The organism is Streptomyces uncialis (assembly GCF_036250755.1).
Classification (GTDB): Bacteria; Actinomycetota; Actinomycetes; order Streptomycetales; family Streptomycetaceae; genus Streptomyces; species Streptomyces uncialis.
Window position 1 is genome coordinate 8,583,203 of record NZ_CP109583.1, and the last position, 25,130, is coordinate 8,608,332.

7 protein-coding genes are annotated in these 25,130 nt (G+C 74.6%); all 7 read left to right on the forward strand.

What is annotated here, in order from left to right:
• Nucleotides 1-11: 11 nt before the first annotated feature.
• Nucleotides 12-224 (forward strand): MbtH family protein, encoded by a 213-nt coding sequence (locus tag OG711_RS36035; protein ID WP_073788627.1) that lies wholly within the window; start codon nucleotides 12-14, stop codon nucleotides 222-224.
• A 127-nt stretch (nucleotides 225-351) separates the two neighbouring features.
• Entirely contained in the window at nucleotides 352-579 is a 228-nt protein-coding gene (locus OG711_RS36040) for a hypothetical protein (RefSeq protein ID WP_329562952.1), read from the forward strand.
• Nucleotides 542-892 carry a hypothetical protein gene (locus OG711_RS36045; protein WP_329562954.1) on the forward strand — a complete coding sequence of 117 codons (351 nt, stop codon included), beginning with the start codon at nucleotides 542-544 and terminating at the stop codon, nucleotides 890-892. Before OG711_RS36040 ends, OG711_RS36045 begins: the two co-directional genes overlap by 38 nt.
• A gap of 362 nt (nucleotides 893-1,254) precedes the next feature.
• Nucleotides 1,255-1,590 carry a hydroxyisourate hydrolase gene (locus OG711_RS36050; RefSeq protein ID WP_073788623.1) on the forward strand — a complete coding sequence of 112 codons (336 nt, stop codon included), beginning with the start codon at nucleotides 1,255-1,257 and terminating at the stop codon, nucleotides 1,588-1,590.
• Nucleotides 1,591-1,827: 237 nt separating this feature from the next.
• The gene (locus OG711_RS36055) at nucleotides 1,828-10,389 is read left to right on the forward strand and encodes a type I polyketide synthase (RefSeq protein WP_329562956.1); all 8,562 of its coding nucleotides are present in this window, start codon (nucleotides 1,828-1,830) and stop codon (nucleotides 10,387-10,389) included.
• 34 nt (nucleotides 10,390-10,423) lie between these two features.
• The gene (locus OG711_RS36060; RefSeq protein WP_405675094.1) at nucleotides 10,424-15,856 is read left to right on the forward strand and encodes a type I polyketide synthase; all 5,433 of its coding nucleotides are present in this window, start codon (nucleotides 10,424-10,426) and stop codon (nucleotides 15,854-15,856) included.
• Nucleotides 15,857-15,897: 41 nt separating this feature from the next.
• Complete coding sequence (locus OG711_RS36065) at nucleotides 15,898-25,092, forward strand: type I polyketide synthase (protein WP_329562960.1); 9,195 nt, start codon at nucleotides 15,898-15,900, stop codon at nucleotides 25,090-25,092.
• Nucleotides 25,093-25,130 lie beyond the last annotated feature (38 nt).

Genomic DNA, 25,130 nt, shown 5'->3' on the forward strand with positions numbered 1-25,130 from the left:
AGTGACGACCTATGACCGCCAACCCGTTCGAGGACCCCGAGGGCCGCTTCCTGGTCCTGGTCAACGACGAGAACCAGCACTCGCTCTGGCCGTCCTTCGCGGAGGTGCCCGCCGGGTGGCGGACCGTCCTCGGTGAGGACACCCGCGAGGCGTGCCTGGCGTACGTCGAGGAGCACTGGACGGATCTGCGCCCGGCGAGCCTCGTCGCGGCCCAGGAGCGCTGACCGGGTCCGGGGCGGCGGCCCGGGCGCCGGTTCATCGCCGTGTACTGGACCCTGTCCGTAGCTCGATGGGGTGGTTCGCCGGCCGGTCGGCAGCACGCCACGCAGCCGGCGCGTATGACGTGATGCCATGGCACTCGGAGACCGGCACCAGAAGAAGGACGTCGAGGCGGCGCTGAAACGTGCGGAGCGAGCGGGCCTGAAGGTGACGCGGAAGAGGAGCGGCCACACCTGGGGTCTCGTGATCTGCTGTCCCTGCAACGATCACGTGAGCGTCTCGTGCACCCCCAGGAGCACCGGAGCCGAAGCGAAGAGGATTGATGAGTTCGTCAGAGACCACCAGCGATGTGCCTCGTGATTGGCATTTCAATCTTGTGCTGGACGCTCCCCTGACCGAGGAGCAGTCGGAGACCCTGGATCATCTCGACCGCTTCCACGACGGAGCTCTGGGACTGGCGGAGCGGCCGGGTCACAGCCGGTTCCTCTGCATTGTCCGTGCGGGCACTCTCACCGCCGCCATCGCGGACGCACTGGAGCGGTTCGAGGACTTTCCCGGTGTCCTGGTCCGCAGCGTCGAACTGGGCCCGATCGCGCTGGACGAGAACGGCATGGCGACCCCCGCCGTGGTCCCCGCGCCGCCCCCGGTGGAGGCGGCGCACCACGTGTCGTGACGTTCGTCGGCCGATGCACGACCGAGCCCCGCCGCTTCCGGAGGACCGGAAGCGGCGGGGCTCGGTCGTGCGGTTCCACAGTTCAGCGGACCGGGGGAGGCCGACCGGCCCGGCGAACGCGGAGGGTGAACCCTCCCGTCACGCCTTGAGCGCGTGCCCGGCGGGCCTTGATAGACATCTGGTAGGGCGTTGAGAACGCCACCTCGTAGAACTGGACAGGTCCACGGGAAGCCGCCGGTTTCCGAAACGTCCGAACGGGGAGATCCAGATGAATTCGTTGGTCGCCGCTGCCTCAGCCCTTGTCGATCCCGGCCCCGCCTTCGACATCATCTGGAGCTGAGCCGCGCGGATACCGACGTCCCGTGAGCATCTCGGTCCGGGTCCTCGACTCCACCAGTGGCCGCCCGGCGTCCGGTCTGGCGATCTCCCTGCACACCCCGGAGCACGGCGACGGGCCGTCCCTGGCGCGCGTCCGCACCGATGACGCGGGGAGGGTCGACCCGCTCGGGCCCGCTCTGCTGCCGAGGGGCGCGTACCGGCTGGTCTTCGCCACCGGCGAGTACTTCCGGGACCTGGGCTTCGAGACCCACTACACCGAGGTCATCCTGTCCGTGCACTACCCGGGTGACGCGGTGGACCTGCACATCCCGCTGTTCCTGAGCCCGTTCTCGTACAGCACCCACCGCGGCTCCCGCTAGCCGGTGCCGTCCCCCGGCGTGCCCGGGGCACCTCGGCGCCGTCGTCCACGGGCAGGAGAGGTTCCGGGTGCCCGGGAACTCCCGCCGGACGGAGGGCCGGGGTCGTCGCCGGCCCGGACCCCGGGCGTACCGGGGCGGCGGGGCCGGTCGGTCCGGGGCCGTCAGGAGGACTGGACGGCGGTGGCAAGCGCTCTTCCGTGAACCTTTCGCGCGGCGATTCCCGAGGTGACACTTCGCATGGATGCATCGACGAATCCTCTCCAGGGCCGTTCCGTACCCGACGAGCCGGTGGCGATCGTCGGGATGGCGTGCCGGCTTCCCGGAGCGGCCGACCCCGGTGCCTACTGGCGGCTGCTCAGCGAGGGCGGGGACGCCGTGACCGAGGCGGCCGGGAGCCGCCGCGCCGCCGGTACGGCCGGCGGCCGGCGCAGGGCGGGCTTCCTCGACGACGTGGACACCTTCGACGCGGCCTTCTTCAACATCTCGCCGAACGAGGCCGCCGCGATGGACCCCCAGCAGCGCCTCGTGCTCGAACTGGCCTGGGAGGCCTTCGAACACGCGCGGATGACCCCGGCCGCGCTGCGGGACTCCCCGGCCGGGGTCTTCGTCGGCGCCATCGCCCATGACTACGCGAACCTCCATGACCGCCTCGGCACCGACGGGATGACCGCGCACACCATGACCGGTGTGCAGCGCGGCCTCATCGCCAACCGGGTGTCGTACCGCTTCGGACTGCGCGGCCCCAGTCTGACGCTCGACGCGGGGCAGTGCTCCTCGCTGCTCGCCGTCCAGACCGCGTGCGAGGCGCTGCGGCGCGGCGACGCGGAGGTGGCCATCGCGGGCGGCGTCCATCTCAATCTCGTCCCGGAGAGCGATGAGGCCGTCGGCAGGTTCGGCGCGCTGTCGCCCGACGGCCGCTGCTACACGTTCGACAGCCGGGCGAACGGATTCGTGCGGGGCGAGGGCGGCGGGCTGGTCGTGCTGAAGCCGCTGTCGGCCGCGCTCGCGGACGGCGACACCGTGCACAGCGTGATCCTGGGCGGAGCGGTCAACAACGACGGCGGCGGCGAGGGGCTCACCGTACCGAGCGGACGCGCGCAGGAGGAGGTCGTACGACTCGCCTGCCGGCGGGCCGGGGTCGATCCCGCCGAGGTGCGGTACGTGGAGCTGCACGGTACGGGGACGAAGGTCGGTGACCCGGTCGAGGCGGCGGCGCTGGGTGCCGCGCTCGGCGCGGGCAGGCCCGAGGGCGGTGAGCTGCTGGTCGGTTCGGCGAAGACCAACATCGGCCATCTGGAGGGCGCGGCGGGCATCGCCGGGCTGCTCAAGGTCGTCCTCAGTATCAAGAACCGCCTGCTCGCGCCCAGTCTGAACTTCGAGACGCCCAACCCCCGTATCCCGCTCGCCGAACTGCGGTTGGACGTCGTGCGTGCCGCCCGGCGGTGGCCCGCGCGCGAGGGGCGTCTGATCGCCGGTGTCAGCTCCTTCGGGATGGGCGGCACCAACTGCCATCTGGTACTGGCCGAGCCGCCCACCCATGACACGGACACCGGGGAGCAAGCGCCCGGTGAGGGCGGGCCCTGGGTGCTCTCCGCCCGCTCGGCGGCGGCCCTCGGCGCACAGGCGGCGCGGCTGTCCGCGCATCTGGTGGAACGGCCGGGGACCGGGGCCGCCGATGTGGCGCTCTCCCTCGTCCGTACCCGCGCCACGTTCGAGCACCGGGCCGTCGTCCTCGGCTCCGGCCGGGACGAGCTGCTGGCGGGTGTCGACTCCCTCGCGGCCGGCCGGCCCGGCGGATCGGTGGTGCGCGGCAGGGCCGTGGCGGGACCGCACGCCCTTGTCTTCCCCGGCCAGGGCTCGCAATGGCCTCAGATGGCCCGCGCCCTGCTCGACGACGGCCCCTCCGCGTTCACCGAACAGCTCGCGCGGTGCGCGCGGGCCCTTGAACCGCACACGGACTTCGCCCTGCTGGACGTACTGCGCGCAGCGCCCGGCGCTCCCGGCCTCGACCGGGTCGACGTGGTCCAGCCCGCGCTGTGGGCGGTCCTGGTGTCACTGGCCGAACTGTGGCGCGCGCACGGCTTCGAGCCGGGCATGGTCATCGGCCACTCCCAGGGCGAGATCGCCGCGGCGACGTCCATCGGCGCGCTGTCGGTGGACGACGGGGCCCGGGTGGTGGCCCTGCGCAGCCGGGCGATCCGACGGCTGTCCGGCGGCGGCATGATGTCGGTCGGCGCACCCGCCGACGTGGTCACCGAGCGGCTGGCCTCGGTGGACGGGGTCGGCATCGCCGCGCTGAACGGCCCGCGTTCCGTCGTCGTGTCCGGCACGGCCCGAGGGCTCGAAGCGCTCCGCGCCTCGCTGGACGCCGACGGCTACCGCACCAAGCTCCTCCCCGTCGGCTACGCCTCGCACTCCGCGGCCGTCGACGGACTGCGTGACGAGATCCTCGACGCGCTGGCGCCGATCAGGCCCGTGTCGACGGCCACGCCGTTCCTCTCCACGCTGACCGGGGAGGCGATGGACACCGCCGGGCTGGACGCCGACTACTGGTTCCGCAGCCTGCGCCGCCCCGTGCGGTTCATGGACGCCACCCGGCAGGCGCTGGCCCGCGACTGCGCGCTGTTCGTCGAGTGCAGCCCGCATCCGGTGCTGGTCGGCGGTATCGAGGAGACAGTGGAGGAGGCCGAGCGCGACGCGGCGGTCGTCGGCACGCTCCGGCGCGACGACGGCGGCCCGGACCGCTTCCTGCGGAGCGTCGCGGAGGCGTTCACCGCGGGCGCCGCCATCGACTGGGACATCCACTGCGCCGTACCGGGGGCCCGGACGACGGACCTGCCGACGTACGCGTTCCAGCGGCGGCGGCACTGGCTGGGCGCCGCATCGCCGCGCGCCGCGTCCCCCACCGGGACGGCTCCGGCCGGGCCGCAGGACACACCGTCCGACGAGGCCGTGGCCGGGCCGCCCGCCCTGTCCCGCGCCGAACTGCGCGACCTGGTGACCGCGACCGCAGCGGCGGTCCTCGGGCACGCCGACAGCGGTGAGCTGGACCCGTCGCTGACCTTCAAGGAACTCGGACTCGACTCGGCCGGGTCGGTGGAACTGCGCAACAGGCTCCAGTCGTCGACCGGGCTGCGGCTGCCCACGACGGTGCTCTTCAACTTCCCCACGCCGGAACGCCTGGCGGGACATCTGCGCGACCGGGTCAGCGGAGCGACCCCGGGAACGACGCACGCGGCCGGGGCCCCGGCGGGCGGCACGCCGGACGACGACCCCGTCGTCATCGTCTCGATGGGCTGCCGCTACCCCGGTGACGTGGCGTCCCCCGACGATCTGTGGCGGCTGGTCGCCGACGGCACCGACGCGATCTCGCCGCTGCCCGCCGACCGCGGCTGGGACCTGGACGCGCTGCACGGCGCGGGTCCCGGCCGTCCCGGCACCTGCGCGACGCGCCACGGCGGTTTCGTGCACGACGCGGACACGTTCGACGCGGCGTTCTTCGGTCTGAGTCCGCGCGAGGCGCTGGCGATGGACCCGCAGCAGCGGCTGCTGCTGGAGACGGCGTGGGAGGCCGTCGAGCGCGCCGGTATCGACCCCGCCTCGCTGGCGGGCTCGCGGACCGGGGTGTTCGTCGGCGCCATGTCCACGGACTACGGCCCCCGGCTGCACCGGCCGGGCGGCGGCGTGGACGGCCATCTGCTCACCGGGACGGCGCTCAGCGTGGCGTCGGGACGTATCGCGTACACCTTCGGTCTGCGGGGTCCGGCGCTCACCGTCGACACCGCATGCTCGTCCTCGCTGGTGGCCGTCCAGCTCGCGACCCAGGCGCTGCGCCGCGGTGACTGCTCGCTGGCGCTGGCCGGCGGTGTGACGGTGATGGCCAACCCGGGCAACCTCGTGGAGTTCAGCAGACAGAACGGTCTCGCGGCCGACGGCCGCGCCAAGGCGTTCGCCGCGTCGGCGGACGGCACCGCGTTCGCCGAGGGCAGCGGTGTGCTGCTGCTGGAACGGCTGTCGGACGCGCGCCGCAACGGGCACCCCGTGCTCGCGGTGATCCGCGGTGTCGCGGTCAACCAGGACGGCGCGAGCAACGGCCTGACCGCGCCCAACGGCGAGGCGCAGGAGCAGGTCATCCGGCAGGCCCTCGCCGACGCGCGGCTCACCCCGGCGGAGGTCGACGCGGTCGAGGCGCACGGCACGGGCACGGCGCTCGGCGACCCGATCGAGGCCGACGCGATCCTGGCGACGTACGGGCAGGACCGGCGGGACGGGTCCTCGCTCTGGCTGGGCTCGGTGAAGTCGAACATCGGTCACACCCAGGCCGCCGCCGGGGTGGCGGGCGTCATCAAGATGGTGATGGCGATGCGGCACGGAACCCTGCCGCGCACGCTGCACGTGGACGAACCCACCGCCGCCGTCGACTGGGCGGCCGGCCGGGTGCGGCTGCTGACCGAGGAACGCGCGTGGACGCCCGGCGAACGGCCGCTGCGCGCCGCGGTGTCCAGCTTCGGCATCAGCGGCACCAACGCCCACCTCGTCCTGGAATCCGCCCCCGCGACACCTGCCGAACCCGCGACACGAGCCGAACCGCTGAGCGAGCACGCGGGCGAGGACGTGGGCGAGCGTGCGGGCGGGGAATCCGCGGAAGGGCCCCTGGTGTGGGTCGTCTCGGCCCGGTCCGCCGCGTCGCTGCGTGCGCAGGGCGAGCGGCTGCGCGCCTACGCGGCGGCGGCCTCCGACGGTGAACTGGCCGCGACCGGACCCCAGCTGGCCCGTCGGCCGTCCTTCGCCCACCGGGCCGTGGTGGTCGCCGCGAACCGCACGGAACTGACCGGGGCGCTGGCCGCGCTCGCGGCGGGCACCCCGCACACCGCGCTGTCGGCCGGGGTCGCCGGGACGGACGCGCAACCGGTGTTCCTCTTCCCCGGCCAGGGCGCCCAATGGCCCGGTATGGCGGCCGGCCTGCTGGCGGACGACCCCGTGTTCGCCACCCATCTGAAGCGCTGCGACGAGGCGCTGGCCCCGTACACCGGCTGGTCCGTACGGGACGTGCTGAGCTCGGCCGACGGCGCTCCCGCGCTCGAAGGCTCCCAGGTCATCCAGCCGGTCCTGTTCGCGCTGATGGTCGCGCTCGCCGAGATGTGGCGCGCCGCCGGTATCGAGCCCGCGGCGGTGGTCGGGCACTCGCAGGGCGAGATCGCCGCCGCGTACGTCTCGGGCGCGCTCTCCCTGGACGACGCCGCGAAGGTCGCGGCGCTGCGCAGTCAGGTGCTGTCCGCGCTCGACGGCACCGGTGGTGTGCTGTCGGTGGCGCTGCCCGTCGACCAGGTGCGGGAGCGGCTCACGCCCTGGGCGGACAAGCTGTGGGTGGCGGTGGACAACGGGCCTTCGAGCACCGTGATCGCCGGTGACCCGACCGCGATGGACGAGTTCACCGCCAAGTGGGGCGACACCGTGCGGTTGCGGCGCACGGCCCTCGACTACGCCTCCCACACCCCGCACATGGCCGCCGTACGCGACGAACTCATCGACCGCATCGGCACGTTGAAGCCGACGGACGCCATGACCGCGATCTGCTCCTCCTGCGAGGGCGGCTTCGTCCCCGGTACGACGATGACCACCGAGTACTGGTACCGCAGCCTCGCGGGCGAGGTCCGGTTCGACGCGGCCGTCCGCGCGTTCCACGAGTACGCCAACCCGCTGTTCATCGAGGTGAGCCCGCATCCGATCCTGGCGGGCGCGGTCCAGGAGATCCTGGAGAGCGCGCACATGGCGGGCGGCTCCGTCGGTTCGCTGCGACGCGGCGCGGGGGACCGGCACCAGTTCCTCAAGGCCGCCGCCCAGGCGTACGTCCAGGGCGCCCCCATCGCGTGGGGCGCCGTCCTCGGGCCGGTACGGCGCCGGGTCGAGCCGCCGACGTACGCGTTCGACCGGCGCAGGTTCTGGCTGGACGGCGCCGACCCCGTCCGGCCCGCCGGGGCCACGGAGCACCCGCTGCTCGACACCGTCGTCGAGCTGGCGGGCGAGGACGGGTTCCTGCTCTGCGGGCGGCTCTCGCGCACCGCCGCGCCCTGGCTCGCCGACCACACCGTGGGCGACGCCGTGCTGCTGCCGGGGACCGCGTTCGTGGAACTCGCCCTGGAGGCGGCGGCCGTGTCCGGCGCCGGACCGGTCGCCGAACTGACCCTGGAGGCACCGCTGCCGCTGCCGGAGCACGGCACGGTGGAGATCCAGGTCACCGTCGGCGGCGCCGATGACGACGGGCGGCGCGCGCTCGCCGTCCACGCCCGCCCCGCCGACGAACCCGGGACGGGCTGGAGCCGTCACGCGAGCGGCACGCTGGCCCCCGCCGGCGGCGACACGCGGACCCCTCCGCTCACCGAGTGGCCGCCCCCGGGCGCCACCCCGGTCGATCTGACTGGCGCCTACGAACGGCTCACCGACGCGTCCTACACCTACGGTCCCGCCTTCCGGGGGCTCACCGCGGCCTGGCGTGACGGTGCCGGGCTGTACGCCGAGGTCCGGCTGCCCGAGGAGACGGAGGCCGGCGCGGCGGACTTCACGCTGCACCCGGCGCTGCTCGACGCGGCCCTGCACCTCCTGGTGCTCGACGCCGCCGACAGCCCCGACGACACCGGGCTGCTGCTGCCCTTCTCCTGGTCGGGCGTGCGCACGGCGACCCGCGGGGCCGCCCTGCTGCGCGTACGGCTGACCCCGTCGGCCGGTGGCGGGCACGCGCTGGCCCTGCACGACGAGGAAGGGCGATGGTGCGGCGGGGTCGACGAACTGACCCTGCGCCGGGTGCCGAAGGACAGTGTGCTGCCCGCGCCCCAGGGCGGCCCGTACCGGATCGACTGGGTCGCCAGGCAGTTCACCGTGCCCTCGCGCGACGACCTCGCCGCACGCCGGTGGGCCGTCGTCGGGACCGACCCGCGCGCCGAGGGGATCTCCCGGGCACTGGGGGACGACGGGATCAGCGCGCCGCTCCACTACGAACTCTCCTCGGCGGCCGAACCGTCGGCGGGCCCCGCGCCGTCCGTCGTCGTCGTGCCGTACCTCCCGGACCCCGACGACGCGGCCGAGGACCCGGCGTACGCGGTGGGGCGGACGCTCTACGACATCGTGGACGCGATGCAGCAGTGGCTGGGCGACGAAAGGTTCGCCGAGTCCCGGCTGGTCCTCGCCGCCTCCCGCACGGCACTGGCCGACGCCCCGGTATGGGGCCTGGTCAGATCGGCGCAGACCGAGCACCCGGGCCGCTTCGTCCTCGCCGATGTCGGAGCGGACCGCCCGGGGCAATGGGCGCTGCTGGCCGCCGCGCTCGACGCGGACGAACCCCAGATCGCCGTACAGGACGGACAGATCCTGGTGCCCCGGGTAGCCCGTACGCCCGGCGCGGCCCCCGACGAAGGCGGGCCGGGCGACGTACCCGACTCCGGCCTGGCGGACGGCACCGTGCTCGTCACGGGCGGTACGAGCGGCCTCGGCGCGCTCACCGCGGCCCGGCTCGTGAGCCACCACGGGGTGCGCCATCTGCTGCTGACGTCCCGCAGGGGAACGGCGGCGCCCGGCACCGGGGAACTCGCCGCCGCCCTGATGGAGCTCGGCGCCACGGTCAGGATCGAGTCGTGCGACGTCACCGACCGCCCGGCCGTGACGAAGCTGCTCGCGTCGCTGCCCGCGGACCGGCCGCTCGTCGGGGTGGTCCACGCCGCGGGCGTGCTGGACGACACCACCCTCCAAGGACTCTCCCCCGAACGGCTCGACCCGGTGCTGGCGCCCAAGACGGAGGCGGGCTGGCTGCTCCACGAGCTCACCAGCACCCTGCCGCTGCGCCTGTTCGTGCTGTTCTCCTCGGTCGCCGGGGTGGTCGGCAACGCGGGACAGGCCAACTACGCCGCGGCGAACGCCTTCCTGGACGCCCTGGCCGCACACCGCCGCGGCCTCGGACTGCCCGGCGTCTCGGTCGCCTGGGGCCCCTGGTCGGACACCGGGATGGCCGCCGGACTCACGGCGGCCGACATCTCCCGGCTGACGGCGGGCGGCGTCGGGATGCTGAGCCGCGAACAGGGCCTGGACCTCCTGGACACGGCCTTGCGCGGGGCCCCTGACGCGCTGCTGGTCGCCTCCCGCTGGGAGACGGCCGCGCTGCGCGCACGGGCCGCCGCGGGCGACGACGCGATCCCCGCGGTCCTGCGCGACCTGGTCCCCGCCGCGCGCCGCGCGAGGACCGCCGCTCCCGGCGGCGCCGTTCGGACGGGCACCCCCCGGACGGACGGCGCGCCCCCGGCCGGTGGCGCCCTGGCGGCCAGGCTGGCGGGGCTCGACAGGGCGGCGGCCCGCACCGTGGTCCTCGACCTCGTACGCGGCCAGGTCGCGGTCGCGCTCGGGCACGACTCCGCCGCCGACATCGGACTGGAACGCCCCTTCAGCGATCTGGGCGTCGACTCGCTGACCTCCGTCGAACTGCGCAACCGGCTCCGCACCGCCACCGGACTGCCGCTCCCGGCGACGCTCGTCTTCAGCATCCCCACCGTGTCGGAGCTCGCCGACTACCTGCTCGGCGAACTGGCCCCCGCGCCACCGGCGGCCGACGAACTGCTCCGGGAAGCGCTCGATGCCGTCACCGTGCGGCTCGACGCCTCCGACGAAGCGTCCGGCGAGCGCGCCAGGGTCACGGCGGCTCTCGAAGCGGCCCTCCGGCGACTCACCGCGCCCCCCGGCGAGGACGACTCCCTGCCGCAGCTCGACGCCGCCTCGGACGAAGAGCTCTTCCGATTCATCGACAACCGACTCTGACGCGAGGGATGCAGCGATGGCCGGCGAAGACAGACTGCGTGACTATCTCAAGCGGGCGACCCTGGACCTCGCCGACACCCGCCGCCGCCTGGCGGAGAACGACGCCCGCAAGCACGAACCCATCGCCGTCATCGGCATGGCCTGCCGCTACCCCGGCGGGGTGAACGGCCCCCAGGACCTCTGGGACCTTGTCGAGGACGGGCGGGAGGGCGTGGGCGCCTTCCCCACCGACCGGGGCTGGGACCTGGAGAAGCTGTACGACCCCGACCCCGAGAAGCCGGGCACCACCTACACCCGGCGCGGTGGGTTCCTGCACGACGCCGGCGAGTTCGACGCCCCCTTCTTCCAGATGAGCCCGCGCAACGCCCTCGCGACCGACCCCCACCACCGGCTGCTCCTGGAGATCAGCTGGGAGGCGTTCGAGAGCGCCGGCATCGATCCCGCGTCGGCGCGCGGCAGCAGAACCGGCGTCTACACCGGGATGATGTACGACTACTACTCGACGCAGTTCCTCGGGCGGATGCCCGACGACATGGACGGCACCCTGCTGATCTCCAGTGCCCCCAGCGTCCTGTCGGGCCGGGTCGCGTACACCTTCGGCCTGGAAGGGCCCGCGGTCACCCTCGACACCGCGTGCTCGTCGTCCCTGGTCGCCATCAACCTCGCCGTGCAGGCGCTGCGTGGCGGTGAGTGCGCCACGGCCCTCGCGGGCGGCATCACGGTGATGGCGACCCCCGACTCGTTCGTGGCGTTCTCCCGGCAGCGCGCGCTCGCCCCCGACGGCGTCTGCAAGTCGTTCTCCACCGACGCCGACGGCGCCGTATGGGCCGAGGGCGCGGGCGTGCTGCTCCTGGAACGGCTCTCCGACGCGCGGCGCAACGGACACCGGGTGCACGGCGTCATCAAGGGGATCGCCGTCAACCAGGACGGCGCGAGCAACGGCATGACCGCGCCCAACGGCCCCTCCCAGGAACGGGTCATCCTCCAGAGCCTCGCCGACGCGCGGCTGGAGACCCAGGACGTCGACGTGGTGGAGGCCCACGGCACGGGCACACCCCTCGGCGACCCGATCGAGGCGCACGCCATCCTCGCGACCTACGGCCGCGACCGGCCCGCCGACCGGCCGCTGCGCCTCGGCTCCGCGAAGTCGAACATCGGGCACACCCAGGCGGCGGCGGGCGTCGCGGGCATCATCAAGATGCTCATGGCGATGCGGCACGGCGTGATGCCGCGCACCCTGCACGTCTCCGAACCCTCCCACCATGTGGACTGGGCGTCCGGCGCGGTGGAACTCCTCACCGAAGCGCGCCCCTGGGAGCGCCGCGGCGACGAACCCCGCCGGGCCGCCGTGTCGTCGTTCGGGATCAGCGGCACCAACGCGCATGTCGTCCTCGAAGAGCCCGCGGACACCCCGCCCGACCCCGCCGGGACGGCGCCCCGACCGGACACCACGACCGCGTGGGCGATCAGCGGGCGGACCGCGGCGTCCCTGCGCGAACAGGTGCGGCGGCTGTACGACCGGGTCGCCGCCGACGGGACGGTCCACCCCGTGGACGTGGCCCACTCGCTCACCACCAGCCGCGCCCGCTTCGACCACCGCGCCGTCGTGTGGGGGACCACCCGCGCGGAACTGCTGGACGCCCTCGCGGGCCACCTCGACGACCGCCCCGGCACCCCCGTCGCCGTCGGTACCGCACGCGGCGGGCCGCGCACGGCCTTCCTCTTCACCGGACAGGGCGGCCAGCGCCCCGGTATGGGACGCGACCTGTACCGCGCCTTCCCGGTCTTCGCCGCCGCCCTCGACGAGGTGTGCGCCGCGCTCGACCCGCATCTCGACCGCCCGCTGCGCGAGGTGATGTGGGCCGCCGAGGGCAGCGCGGACGCCGAACTGCTCGACCGGACCTACTACACCCAGCCGGCCCTGTTCGCCTACCAGGTGGCGCTCTTCCGTCTCCTCACCTCCTTCGGTGTGACCCCGGACCGGGTGGCGGGCCACTCCGTCGGCGAGATCGCCGCCGCGCACCTCGCCGGGGTGTGGGACCTGGCCGACGCCGCCAGACTGATCACCGCGCGCAGCGCGCTGATGCAGGCCCTGCCCGCGCGCGGAGCGATGGTCGCCGTGGCCGCGTCCTACGACGAGGTGCTCCCCGAACTCGACGGCATCGGCCATCTGGTGGACGTGGCGGCCGTCAACGGCCCCGCCGGTGTGGTGCTCTCGGGCGACGAGGACACCTGCCTCGCCGTGGCCGGGCGATGGCGCGAGCGCGGCAGGCGCACCCGCCGCCTCGATGTCAGCCACGCCTTCCACTCGCCGCTGATGGAGCCGATGCTCGACGGGTTCGCCGCCGGGCTGACGGCCCTCACCTTCCACGAACCCCGACTGGACCACGAGACGAACCTGGGCCCCGACCGGTCATGGTCCGACCCCGCCTACTGGACGGACCAGATCAGGAACACCGTCCGGTTCGGCCCGATGATCGACCGCCTGGCGAACGCGGACACCGGCACCTACCTCGAACTCGGCCCGCGCCCCGTGCTGTCGGGGATGGTCCGCGAATGCCTGCCCGACACGACGGCGACCGTGGCGGCCACCTACCGCAAGGGGTACGGGGAGCCCGAGGCGCTGCTCGCCTGCCTGGCCGAGGCGTTCGTGACCGGCAGCGATGTCGACTGGACCGCGGCGGCGCCCGGCGGAAGGGCCGTCGACCTGCCGACGTACGCCTTCGACCGTGAGCGCTACTGGCTGATCGCCCCGCCCGCGCGGGGCGGGATCACCGCCGCGGGACTGCGGGAATCCACCCACCCGCTGCTCGCCGCCGCGGTCGATGTCGCCGCCGACGGCGGGGTGGTGGCGACCGGACGGCTGGCGCTCGCCGATCTGCCGTGGCTCGCCGACCATGTGATCGGCGGTGTCGTGGTGGTACCGGGAGCCGCCCTGCTCGACCTGGTGCTGGAGGCCGGCGGCCAGGCCGGGTTCGACCGGGTGGACGAGCTGACCTTCGAGGCACCGCTGACCCTGCCGGCCGAGGGCGCCCTGTCGCTCCAGGTCGCGGTGGACGGCGCCGACCGTTCGGTGCGGGTGTACTCCCGCGCCGACGGCGACGACACCTGGACGACCCACGCCTCCGGCTCCCTCTCGGCGGCCCCGTCCGCCGCCGCCCCGGTCCCCTGGGCGAAGGCATGGCCGCCCGCCGACGCGGTGCCCGTCACCTTCGACGGCGCCTACGACCGGCTCGCCGAGCTGGGCTACGCGTACGGACCCGCGTTCCGCGGTGTCACCGCCGCCTGGCGCAAGGGCGACGCACTGTACGCCGAGGTCGAGGTGGTGGCCGACGCGCGGAACGAGGGGTTCGGCCTCCATCCGGCGCTCCTCGACGCGGCGTTCCACCCGTACCTCTTCGAGGGCGACGGCACGGAACTGCGGCTGCCGTTCGTCTTCGGCGGGGTGCGGCTCGCCACCCGGGGCGCCTCGGCGCTGCGGGTGCGGCTGACCCCGGCGGGACCCGACGGGCTCACCGTCGAGGCCGCCGACGTGTCGGGCACCGAGGTGCTCACCATCGGTGAACTGCGGGTGCGCCCCGTGTCGGTCGCCTCGCTCGTCGCCTCGATGGGCGGCGCCGCGGGCCCCGCCGGATTCCATGGACTCGACTGGACCCCCTTCCCCCTCGCCACCCCCGACGGCACGGCCCGCTGGGCGGTGGTCGGGGAGCCCGTACCGGGACTGCCCGGCTACGCGACCTTCGAGGAGCTGGCCGCCGCCGTGGACGCGGGGACCTGCGCCCGGCCCGCGTTCGTGGCCGTCCCCTGCGCGGACGCGGACGCCGACGCCGATGTGCCCGCCGCCGTGCGCGCGGTCACCGGCCACGCGCTGGACATCATGCAGCGCCATCTCGCCGACGACCGGCTCGCGGACTGCCGGGTCGTGTTCCTGGCCGGCCACCGCTCCCTGACCGCCGGAGCGGTCTGGGGCCTGGTGCGGGCCGCCGCGATCGAGCACCCCGGCCGGTTCGCGCTGGCCGACGCGAGGGCGGACTCCGCCACCGACCGCTCCCTGCTGGCCGCCGCGATGGCCGCGGGGGAGTGGCAGTGCCTGGTCGAGGACGGCGCCCTGCGCGTACCGCGCGTCGCACGCCGCTCCCCGGCCCCCGATCCGGCGCCGGACCTCGGCGCGGGCACGGTGCTCGTGACCGGCGGCACGGGCGGGCTCGGAGCGCTCGTCGCGACCCGCCTGGTCGAGCGGTCGGGGGTCCGCGAACTGCTGCTGACCTCACGCCGGGGCATCGAGGCGGACGGCGCGCGCGAGCTCGTCCGGAGCCTGGAGGAGCTCGGCGCCTCGGTCCGGGTCGCGGCCTGCGATGTGTCCGAGCGCGGCCCGCTCACCGCACTGCTGGCGTCCCTGCCCGGGGACAAGCCGCTCACCGCGGTCGTCCACGCGGCCGGTGTGCTCGACGACACCATGCTGGAGAAGCTGACATCCGAGCGGATCGACACGGTCTTCCGCCCGAAGGTCGACGCGGCCTGGCTGCTCCACGAACTGACGGCCGGAATGCCCGTACGGAGCTTCCTGCTGTTCTCGTCCATCGCGGGCGTCCTCGGCAACGCGGGACAGGGCAACTACGCGGCGGCCAACGGGTTCCTGGAAGCACTCGCCGCCCACCGGCGGGCCGCCGGACTGCCCGCGCTCTCCGTCGCCTGGGGGCTGTGGGCCACCCCCTCCGGGATGGGCGCCGGGCTCACCGCCGCCGACGAGGTCCGCCTCGCCCGCTCCGGGGTGACGGCGCTGACCGCCGAACAGGGCCTCGAACTCTTCGACGCCGCCGTCCGCGAGACCGGGGGCGACCCCCTGGTGGTGGCCGCCCGCTGGGACCGCACGGCGCTGCGCGCCCACGCGGAGGACGGCGGCGAGGTGCCCGTGGTCCTGCGCGGCCTGGTCCGGGTCGCGCGCAAGACGGACAGCACGGCCGCGCCCGTGTCCGCCGGTCTCGCCGAACGCCTCGACGGGCTCTCCAGGGAGGAGGCCCGCCCGGTGACCGTCGACTACGTCCGGGCACAGGTGGCCCGGGTGCTCGCGCACGGGTCCGCCTCGGACATCGACGTGGACCGGACGTTCAGCGAGCTGGGCTTCGACTCCCTCACCGGGGTGGAGCTGCGGAACAGGCTCAACGCCGAGAGCGGTCTCCAGCTCCCCGCCACGCTGGTCTTCGACCATCCCACGGTCGCCCAGCTCGCGGACCGGCTCGTCGCCGAACTCGCCTCGTCGGCCCCGTCCGTGACCGACCTGCTCCGCGAGGCGCTCGACCGGATCGTCCCCCGGCTCGCGGACGCGGACGCCGACGAGCGGGCACGGGTGGCGGCGGCACTCCAGGCAGCCCTCGACGGCATGGGCACCGCCGCCCGCGCCGACGCGGTACAACTCGACGCCGCGACCGACGAGGAGATCTTCGCCTTCATCGACAAGCAGCTCTGACCCGCGGCTTCCCACGCACACGAATACATAGGGGTTCACACATGGTCGGCGAGGACAAGCTCCGCGAGTACCTGAAGCGGGTGACGGTCGAACTGACGGACACCCGCCGTCGGCTCGCGGAGGCCGAGGCACGCAGGGACGAGCCCATCGCGGTCATCGGCATGGCCTGCCGGTTCCCCGGCGCCGACAGCGTCGACGCCTACTGGGACCTGCTGCGCACCGGCCGCAGCGCGGTGGTCGACGAGGTGCCCGACGGGCGCTTCGACCTCGACCCGTGGACCGAACACGGGGTGTACACCCGCCGGGGCGCCTTCCTGTCCGACATCACCGGATGGGACGCCCGGTTCTTCGGGTTCCCCCCGCGCGAGGCACTGCGCATGGACCCCCAGCAACGGCTCCTGATGGAGCTGGCCTGGGAGGCCATGGAGGACGCCGGCACACCCGCGCCGGAACTCGCGGGCAGCCGCACGGGCGTGCTCGTCGGCTTCTCCGACACCCTCCAGTACGGGCGCCTCGAAGCGGACCGGCAGGGCCCCGGCGTCTACAGCGACCCGTACATGGGCCAGGGCACCTCCGCGAGCGTCGTGGCGGGGCGGCTCGCCCACCGCTTCGATCTGCGCGGCCCCGCGCTCGCCCTGGACACCGCCTGCTCGTCCTCGCTGGTCGCCGTGCATCTGGCGGGCGAGGCACTGCGGCGCGGCGAGTGCGATCTCGCGCTGGCGGGCGGCGGATTCCTCGCCATGCAGCCCGACCTGTACGTGCACGGCTGCGCCACCTCCATGCTGTCGCGCACGGGACTCTGCAAGACGTTCGACGCGAGCGCCGACGGCTATGTGCTCGGCGAGGGCGGCGGACTCGTCGTCCTCGCCCGGCTGTCCGACGCGATCAAGGCGGGACACCGTGTCCGCGCGGTGCTCCGCGGCTCCGCCGTCAACCAGGACGGCCGCAGCAACGGTCTCACCGCGCCGAACCGCGCGGCCCAGGTCGATGTGATCCGCCGCGCCCTCTCGGCCGCGCGGACCTCGCCCGACCAGGTCGCCTATGTCGAGGCGCACGGATCGGGCACCCCGCTCGGCGACGGGATCGAACTCGGCGCGTTGCAGGACGTGTTCGCCGCCGGGGAGCGCGAACAGGCCCTGCACGTCGGCGCGGTGAAGACCAACATCGGTCACACCCAGGCCGCGGCGGGCGTGGCCGGGCTGATCAAGGCCGTGCTCGTGCTCGAACGGGGCGTCGTCCCGCCGAACCTGAACATGACGGTCCCCGCCGAGGCCGTCCTCGCCTGCGACACGGTCCGCCCCGCGGCCGGAGTGACCCCGCTGCCCGACGGCGACGAACCGCGGATCGCCGGGGTCAGCTCCTTCGGCTGGTCGGGCACCAACGCGCATGTGGTGCTCGAAGCGGCTCCCGCGCCGGAACCGGCCGCCCCGCCCCGGGACGGCGCCCGCGCGAGGGCGCACCTGCTGCCGGTGTCGGCGGCGGACGGCGCCGCGCTCGGCGCGCAGCTCACGCGGATGGCCGCGGGCGCGGAAGGCGTCCGTGTCGCCGATGTGGCGTTCACCCTCCAGACGGGCCGCGCGGCACACGAGTACCGCCGCGCCGTGGTCGCCACCAGCACCACCGACGCGGTCGCCCGCCTCGCGGCGGCGGCCGAGGCGCCCGGGGTACGCGGCGCCAGGAAGCGGCCCACCGTGGCCTTCCTGCTCCCCGACGACGGTGACACCGGCCGGACCCGGGACGCCGGACGCGAACTGTACGAGAGCGAACCGGAGTTCGCCGCCGCGGTGGACCGGTGCGTGGCGCTCGTGGCCGAGATGTGCGGCGCCGCCCTGCGGCCCGCCCTGTTCGGCGGCGGCGTCACGGACGGCACCGACGAGGGTACGGGGAACAGCGCGCCGGACGGCGCCGGGGACCTCGTCCCGCTCGCGCTGTTCACCACCCAGTACGCGCTCGCCCGGCTGCTCGCGCACCAGGGCGTCACCCCGGACGTGCTCGTCGGCCACGGCACCGGCGAGTACGCCGCCGCCTGCCTGGCCGGACTGCTCACCCTCGACGGCGCGCTGCGGCTGGTGGCCGCGCGGTCCGGTCTCCTCGACGGCGCGGCCACCCCGTCCCCGGACGGGGCGACCCCCGCCCCGCAGGCGCGCGAGACCCCGGGCCCCACCGTCGTCTCGGCCGCCACCGGCGCCGTCCTGACGAGCGCCCCCACGGCCGACCCGTCGCACCGGCCGGAACCCGGCGACGGCCCGGACCGGTTCGCCGCCGTGGCGCGGACCTGCGCGGAGCACGGGGTGGACATCTGCGTCGAGCTGGGCACCGGCCCGCTCGGCGACGCGGTACGGCGGACCTCCGGAGCCGACCCGGCACCCGTCGTCCTGTCCGCACCCGCCGACGGTGACGGCGACGGACGGGCCCGGGTGCTGGAGACCGCGGGGCGGCTCTGGGAACTCGGCCTCCCCCTGGACTGGACGGCCCTGCGGCAGGGCGAGGGGACACTGACCGGGCTGCCCGCGTACCCGTACCAGCGGGAGCGCTTCTGGATCGACCCGCCCGCCACGTCCGAGCCCGTGACGCCTCCGGCGGCGGACCGCACGGCCGATACGTCCGTACGACTGCTCACCCAGCGGTGGACACCGGCGGAGCCCGTGTCCGGCCCTGGCGGCACGGGGCGGTTCGTCCTGGTCGCCGACGCCACCGGGACCGCGGACGCGCTCGCCACCCTGCTGCGCGCGGACGGCGCCGACGTGCTGACCCTGCGCGGCGACAGCGGGACCACGGACCCCGCCGCCGTGCGCGGCGAGGGCGCGGTCACCGTCGTGGACCTGACGGCGCTCGACCACACCGGACCCGGTGACAGCGGTCGCGCGGTCCACGCCGTGTCACGGACGCTCGCCGGGTGGGGCGCGGCGGGCGGGGACGACTGCCGCGTCGTCGTGGTGACCTGCGGCGGCCAGGGTGTCGACGGCGCGGGGAGCGCGGACCCGGCCCAGGCGGCGGTCGCCGTACTGCCGGTCGTCGCCAACCAGGAGTACCTCGACCTGGACAGCCGCTGCGTCGACCTCGACCCCGCGTACCCGGTGGACACCGCCGCCGCCGTCCTCGCCGCCGAACTGCGCGGCCCGTCCGACGCGATGCTGGTCGCCCACCGGGGCGAGCGGCGCTGGACACCCGCCTATGTGGCGGCGGACACCGGCGCCATGGCCACCGGTACGGGCGAGACGGCCACGGAGCCCGGTGACGTACCCGCCGACGCGCCCGCGGTCCGGACCGGCGGCACCTATCTGATCACCGGCGGACTCGGTGACGTCGGACTCGTCATCGCCGCACATCTGGTCGCCCAGGGCGCCGCCCGGGTCGTGCTCACCAGCCGCCGCGGACTGCCGGACGACCCCGACGACCCGCGCCGCGCCGCCGTACACCGGCTGCGCGCGCTCGGGGCCGAGATCACCACGCCCCGGGTGGACGTCACCGACGCCGCCGCGATGCGCGAACTGTTCGCCGGGGCTCGCGTCGACGGAGTCCTGCACGCAGCGGCCGACACGGGCACCGACACGTTCCGGCCGCTGCGCGACCTGGACGAGCCGACCGTCGCCCGGCACTTCGGGGCGAAGACCGAGGGCGCCCGGGTGCTCGCCGCGACGATCGACGAGCTGCCCGCGGACCGGGCCCCCGACTGGTGCGTGCTGTTCTCCTCGACCTCCGCCCTGCTGGGCGGGGTGACCTTCGGCGGCTACGCCGCCTCGAACGCGGCCCTCGCGGCGTTCGGCGGACACCTCTCGCCCGGCGGTACCCGCTGGATCTCGGCCGGCTGGGACACCTGGGCCTGCACGCTCGACAAGCTCGACGGCGGGATCGGCGCGAGCCTCGTCACGTACTCGATGAGCGACGCGGAGGCGCTGGACGCGCTCGACCGGCTGGTGGCGCGGCGTCCGACCGCCGTGGTCGTCGCCGTCGGGGACCTGGACGGCCGTCTCCCGAGGCCCGCCACGGGCGTCACCGCCCCGGTGTCGCACGCGGTCATCCGGCACCCGCGCCCCGAACTGCCGCAGCCCTACACCCCGGCACTTGGTGCCACCGAACGTGCGCTCGCGGAGCTGTGGACCGATGTCCTCGGCATCGACCCGGTCGGCACCCGTGACAACTTCTTCGACCTGGGCGGCACTTCGCTGCTCGTGCCGCATCTGCTGGGCCTGGTCAAGAAGCGGTTCGGCGTGAGCCTGCCCACGGTGACGCTGTTCGAGGCACCGACCGTCCGCGCGCTCGGCACCGCGATCGATCTCGCCCGCACCTCGGCCGCTCCCGTCATATCAACTTCCTTGCCAGCAGCTCCCGTTGCGGTGCCCTCCGCTCCCGTTGCCGACGCCGCCGAGGTGCCGAGGACGGCCGTCAGCACCACTGACGTGCCGGTGTCCGACACCGCTGCTGAGGCGTCCGCCGGGCAGCGGACACCCCGGACGGACCCCCGGCCGGAACCGGTGCCGGAGGAGGAGCTGGACCGCCGTATCGCGATCGTCGGCATGGGCGGCCGCTTCCCCGGCGCCGCCGATGTCGGCCGTTTCTGGCGCAACCTGTGCGACGGCGTCGAGTCGATCACGTTCTTCTCGCCCGAGGAGATGGCGGAGGCCGGTGTCCCCGCCGAGCGGCTCGCCGATCCCGCCTATGTCGCCGCCCGCCCCGTCCTGGACGACATCACCGGCTTCGACGCGGCGTTCTTCGGCATGAGCCCGCGCATGGCCGCGCTCACCGACCCGCAGCAGCGCCTCTTCCTGGAGGTCTGCTGGGAAGGACTGGAACACGCGGGCTACGCCCGGCCCGACAACCGGGGCCGGGTCGGTGTCTTCGGCGGTACGCACATCAGCACCTATCTGCTCGGGATGAAGGACCGGCTGGGCGACGACGTGTCCCAGTTCGAGATCGCCATCGGCAACGAGAAGGACTCCCTCACCACCAACGTCTCCTATCTGTTCGACCTGCACGGTCCCAGCGTCGCGGTCCAGACGTTCTGCTCGACCTCCCTGGTCGCCGCGCATCTGGCCGTGCAGAGCCTGCGCTCCGGCGAATGCGAGATGGCGCTCGCCGGCGGGGTGTCGATCCGTGTCCCCGACCGGACGGGCCATCTGTACACCCAGGGCGGTATGGAGTCCCCCGACGGGCATGTGCGCACCTTCGACGCGAAGGCGCGCGGCTCGATGTTCGGCGACGGCGCGACCGTCGTCGTCCTCAAGCGGCTCTCCGACGCGCTGCGCGACGGCGACCATGTGTGGGGGGTCGTCCGGGGCTCCGCGATGAACAACGACGGCGCCCTCAAGGTCGGCTTCACCGCGCCGAGCGTCACGGGCCAGGCCCGGGTGATCGCCGCCGCGATGGCCGACGCGGGCGTTTGCGCCGAGGACATCGGCTACGTCGAGGCGCACGGCACCGGCACCCCGCTCGGCGATCCGATCGAAGTGGCCGCGCTGACCCGGGCGTTCGGCACCACGGCGGAACGCCAGTACTGCCCGATCGGCTCCGTGAAGACCAATGTGGGCCATCTGGACCGGGCCGCGGGCACCGCGGGGCTCATCAAGACCTCGATGGTGCTGCGCGAACGGCTGATCCCGCCGACGCTGCACTTCACCACCCCCAACCCCGAGATCGACTTCGCGAACAGCCCGTTCTACGTCAACACCGAGCTGAAGCCGTGGGCCGCGCCCACGGGCAGGCCGCGGGTCGCGGGCCTCAACTCGCTCGGGATGGGAGGCACCAACGTGCACATGGTGGTCGAGGAACCGCCGCGGCGCCCCGGGCCGGGACCCGACGACCCGGACACCGCCCGGCGTTTCCAGGTGCTGCCCCTGTCGGCGCGCACCGCGACCGCCGCGGACACGGCCGCCCGGCGGCTGGGCGAACATCTGCGGACCGTGCCGGACGCCCGGCTCGCCGATGTGGCGTTCACCCTCCAGGAGGGACGCAAGGTCTTCGAGCACCGGCGCGCCGCGGTCGTGCCGAGCGTCGGGGCGGCCGTCGCCTCGCTGACCGGCGCCGACGACGCCACCCCGCCCTCGGTACGCACCGACGCGGCACAGGGCCGCCCGGTCGCCTTCTTGTTCACCGGTGTCGGAGAGCAGTACCCCGGCCTCGTCGGCGAGCTGTACCGGCGTGAACCGGTGTTCCGCTCGCACCTCGACACCTGCCTGGAGCGCCTGGCCGACGAGATCCCGGCTGTCGACGCCCTCGGTCTGCTGACCGGCGCGCGCGGCGGCGGCGACGATCTCGCCGCGCTGCTCGGCCGCGCCACCACCACCGACCCGCGCGCCGCCGAACTCGACCGGACGGAGGTGGCCCAGCCGCTGCTGTTCGCCGTGGAGTACGCGCTGGCGGCCACCCTGACGGCCTGGGGCGTGCGTCCCTCGATGATGCTCGGCTACAGCCTGGGCGAGTACGTGGCGGCCACCCTCTCCGGTGTGCTGTCGCTGGACGACGCGCTGCGGCTGGTCGCCCACCGCGCCCGGCTGATCAGCACGGTCGAGCCCGGCGCGATGACCGTCGTCCCGCTCCCCGCCGGGGAACTGGAGAGCCGCTTCGGCCTCACCGGGCGCGGGCTCGACATCGCGGCGGTCAACGGCCCCGGGACGGTCGTCGTCGCGGGCCCCACCCGGACGATGGCACAGCTCACGGACGACCTCACCCGGGCCGGGACCGCCGCCAGGCCGCTGCGCACCACGCACGCGTTCCACTCCCGGATGCTCGCGCCCCTCGCCGGGGAACTGACCGACTGGATCGCGGCGAACATCACGCTCCGCCCGCCGACACTGCCGTACGTCTCCAATGTGACGGGCGCCGTCGCGGACGCCGACCTCGTCACGGACCCCGGCTACTGGGCGCGCCATATGTGCGCGACGGTGCGGTTCACGGCCGGAGCCGAGGTGCTGCTGGCCGACCCCGGGGCCGCGGTCGTCGAGATCGGGCCCGGCCAGTCGCTGTCCGCCCTGATCCGCGCCGCGGGCTGCCCCCCGGACCGCTGGCCGCTGATCACGGCGACGCTCCCCGGCGCCTCCGACCCGCGTCCGGCGGACGAGGTGCTCACCGAGAGCCTCTCCCGGCTGTGGCTGACCGGCGTGGACATCGACTGGGCCGCCTACCACGGCAGGGGCACGGCCACCGAGGCCCCGTACGGCGTGGCCCCCGGCCGCATTCCGCTGCCCACGTACCCCTTCGAACGCCAGCGGTACTGGATCGACCCGGCCACCACCGCACCCCCCGCGGACACCTCCGCCGTACCCGCCGAACCCACCACCTTCGCCGACCTCGACCGGGTGCCCCGGCAGCCGGAGGAGAAGTGGCTCCATCTGCCCGTGTGGCGGCAGAGCGCGCCGCCCCCGGCCGCCACGCGGCAACCCGCCTCCTGGCTGGTCTACTCGACGGCGGGCACCGCCGACGCCGTGCTCGCCGGGCTGCGGGCCGCGGCCGGGTCCGACGGCGCCGCACTCGTCGTCGCCAGACCCGGTACGGCGTTCCGCGCCGGCCCGGACGGCTTCACCCTCCGGCCAGGCGAGGTGGACGACGCGCTCGCCCTGCTGCGCGCGCTGCGCGCCGACGGGGTGGCACTGGAGCGCGTGGTCCATCTGTGGACCCTCGACGACGCGCCCGGCGGCGACCCGCGGACCATGGCCCTCGGACTGCACAGCCTGGTCGCCCTGGCCCGCGCCGCGTGCGAGCTCTCCCTGGACGGCTGGGCACTCGACATCGTCTCGGCGGGCACCCAGCAGGTGCTGACCGGCGCCGAGGCCCGTCCCGCCGCTGCGACCGTCATGGGACCCGCCCTGGTCATCCCGCTCGAATACCCGACGGTGACCACCCGTCTGATCGACGTGGAGCCCACCACCCCGGCCGGCCGTGTCGTCGCCGAACTGCGCCGCCCCCGGACGGAACAGACGGTCGCGCTGCGCGGCGCACACCGCTGGGTGTGCGGCTACGACACGGTGGCACCCGAACCGCTCGACGCGGCCAGGACCGTGCTCCGTGAGCGGGGCGTCTATCTGATCACCGGCGGCCTCGGTGGCATCGCGCTCGGCCTGGCCGGGCAGCTGGCCCGCGAACGCCGCGCCCGGCTGGTCCTCCTCGGCCGCCGCGGACTGCCGCCGCGCGAACGCTGGGACGCCATCGCGTCGGGCGCCGAACCCGCCGACGACACCACCCGCGACCGGGTGCGCCGCGTGCTCGCCATCATCGCCCTGGGCGCCGAGGTCGAGATCGTCACCGGTGACGTGGCGGACCCGGGCGACGTACGGCGTGCCGTCGAGGTGGCCCGTGCCCGGTTCGGGGCGCTGCACGGCGTCCTGCACGCGGCCGGGGTCCCGGGCACCGGGCTGATGCAGTTCCGGCGACCGGAAGACGCCGCGAACGTACTGGCGCCGAAGGTCGCGGGCAGCACCGCGATCGCCGAGGCCCTGCGGTTCGGCTACGACGACGAGGTGCCCCTCGACTTCCTGGTGCTGTTCTCCTCGATCACCTCGGCCACCGGCGGCGGACCGGGCCAGGTCGACTACGCGGCGGCCAACGCCTACCTCGACGCCCACGCGGCCCAGCTGTCCGCGCCGGGCCGCCGGGTGCTCGCCGTCGACTGGGGCGAGTGGACATGGAACGCGTGGGACGACGGACTCGGCGGCTACGACGACGAGCTGCGGACCTTCTTCCGCGACCACCGCGCCACATTCGGCATCGGCTTCGAGGAAGGCTGGCGCACCCTGCTGCGCGCCCTGGCCACCGGCGGGAGCCGGGTCGTGGTGTCCACCCAGGACCTGGCGACGATGGTGCGCTTCAGCACCGGGTTCACCGTCGACGCGGTGACCGCCCCGGCAGCACGGGGCACGACGGGCGAACGCCATCCCCGGCCCGAACTCGTCACCCCGTTCCAGGAGCCCTCGCCCGGCTCCGAGGAGCGGATCGCCGCCATCTGGTGCCGCGCCCTGCACCTCGAACGGGTGGGCGCCGGTGACAACTTCTTCGAACTCGGCGGCAACTCCCTGCTCGGTATCTCCCTGCTGGCCTCGCTGCGCGCGGAGTTCACCGGCACCGAACTGCCGCCGCACATCCTCCACGAGGCGCCGACCGTCGCGGCGCTCGCGAAGGTCGTGGACGCCCCGAACGGGACGGACCCCGGCCCCGACACACCCGCGGGCCGCGACAGCGGCGCGCAAGGGCGACTGCGCCGCTCCGCGATCAAGGCCGCCGCGGCCAGGCGCCGCACCTCGTGAGACGACGGACAACAGCACACAGCCGACCAGCACGGACA

What these genes read in the sequence shown, in the direction of transcription:
- OG711_RS36035 (WP_073788627.1), top strand. Translation starts at nt 12, where the DNA reads ATGACCGCCAACCCGTTCGAGGACCCCGAGGGCCGCTTCCTGGTCCTG.
- OG711_RS36055 (WP_329562956.1), top strand. Translation starts at nt 1,828, where the DNA reads ATGGATGCATCGACGAATCCTCTCCAGGGCCGTTCCGTACCCGACGAG.
- OG711_RS36040 (WP_329562952.1), top strand. Translation starts at nt 352, where the DNA reads ATGGCACTCGGAGACCGGCACCAGAAGAAGGACGTCGAGGCGGCGCTG.
- OG711_RS36045 (WP_329562954.1), top strand. Translation starts at nt 542, where the DNA reads ATGAGTTCGTCAGAGACCACCAGCGATGTGCCTCGTGATTGGCATTTC.
- OG711_RS36065 (WP_329562960.1), top strand. Translation starts at nt 15,898, where the DNA reads ATGGTCGGCGAGGACAAGCTCCGCGAGTACCTGAAGCGGGTGACGGTC.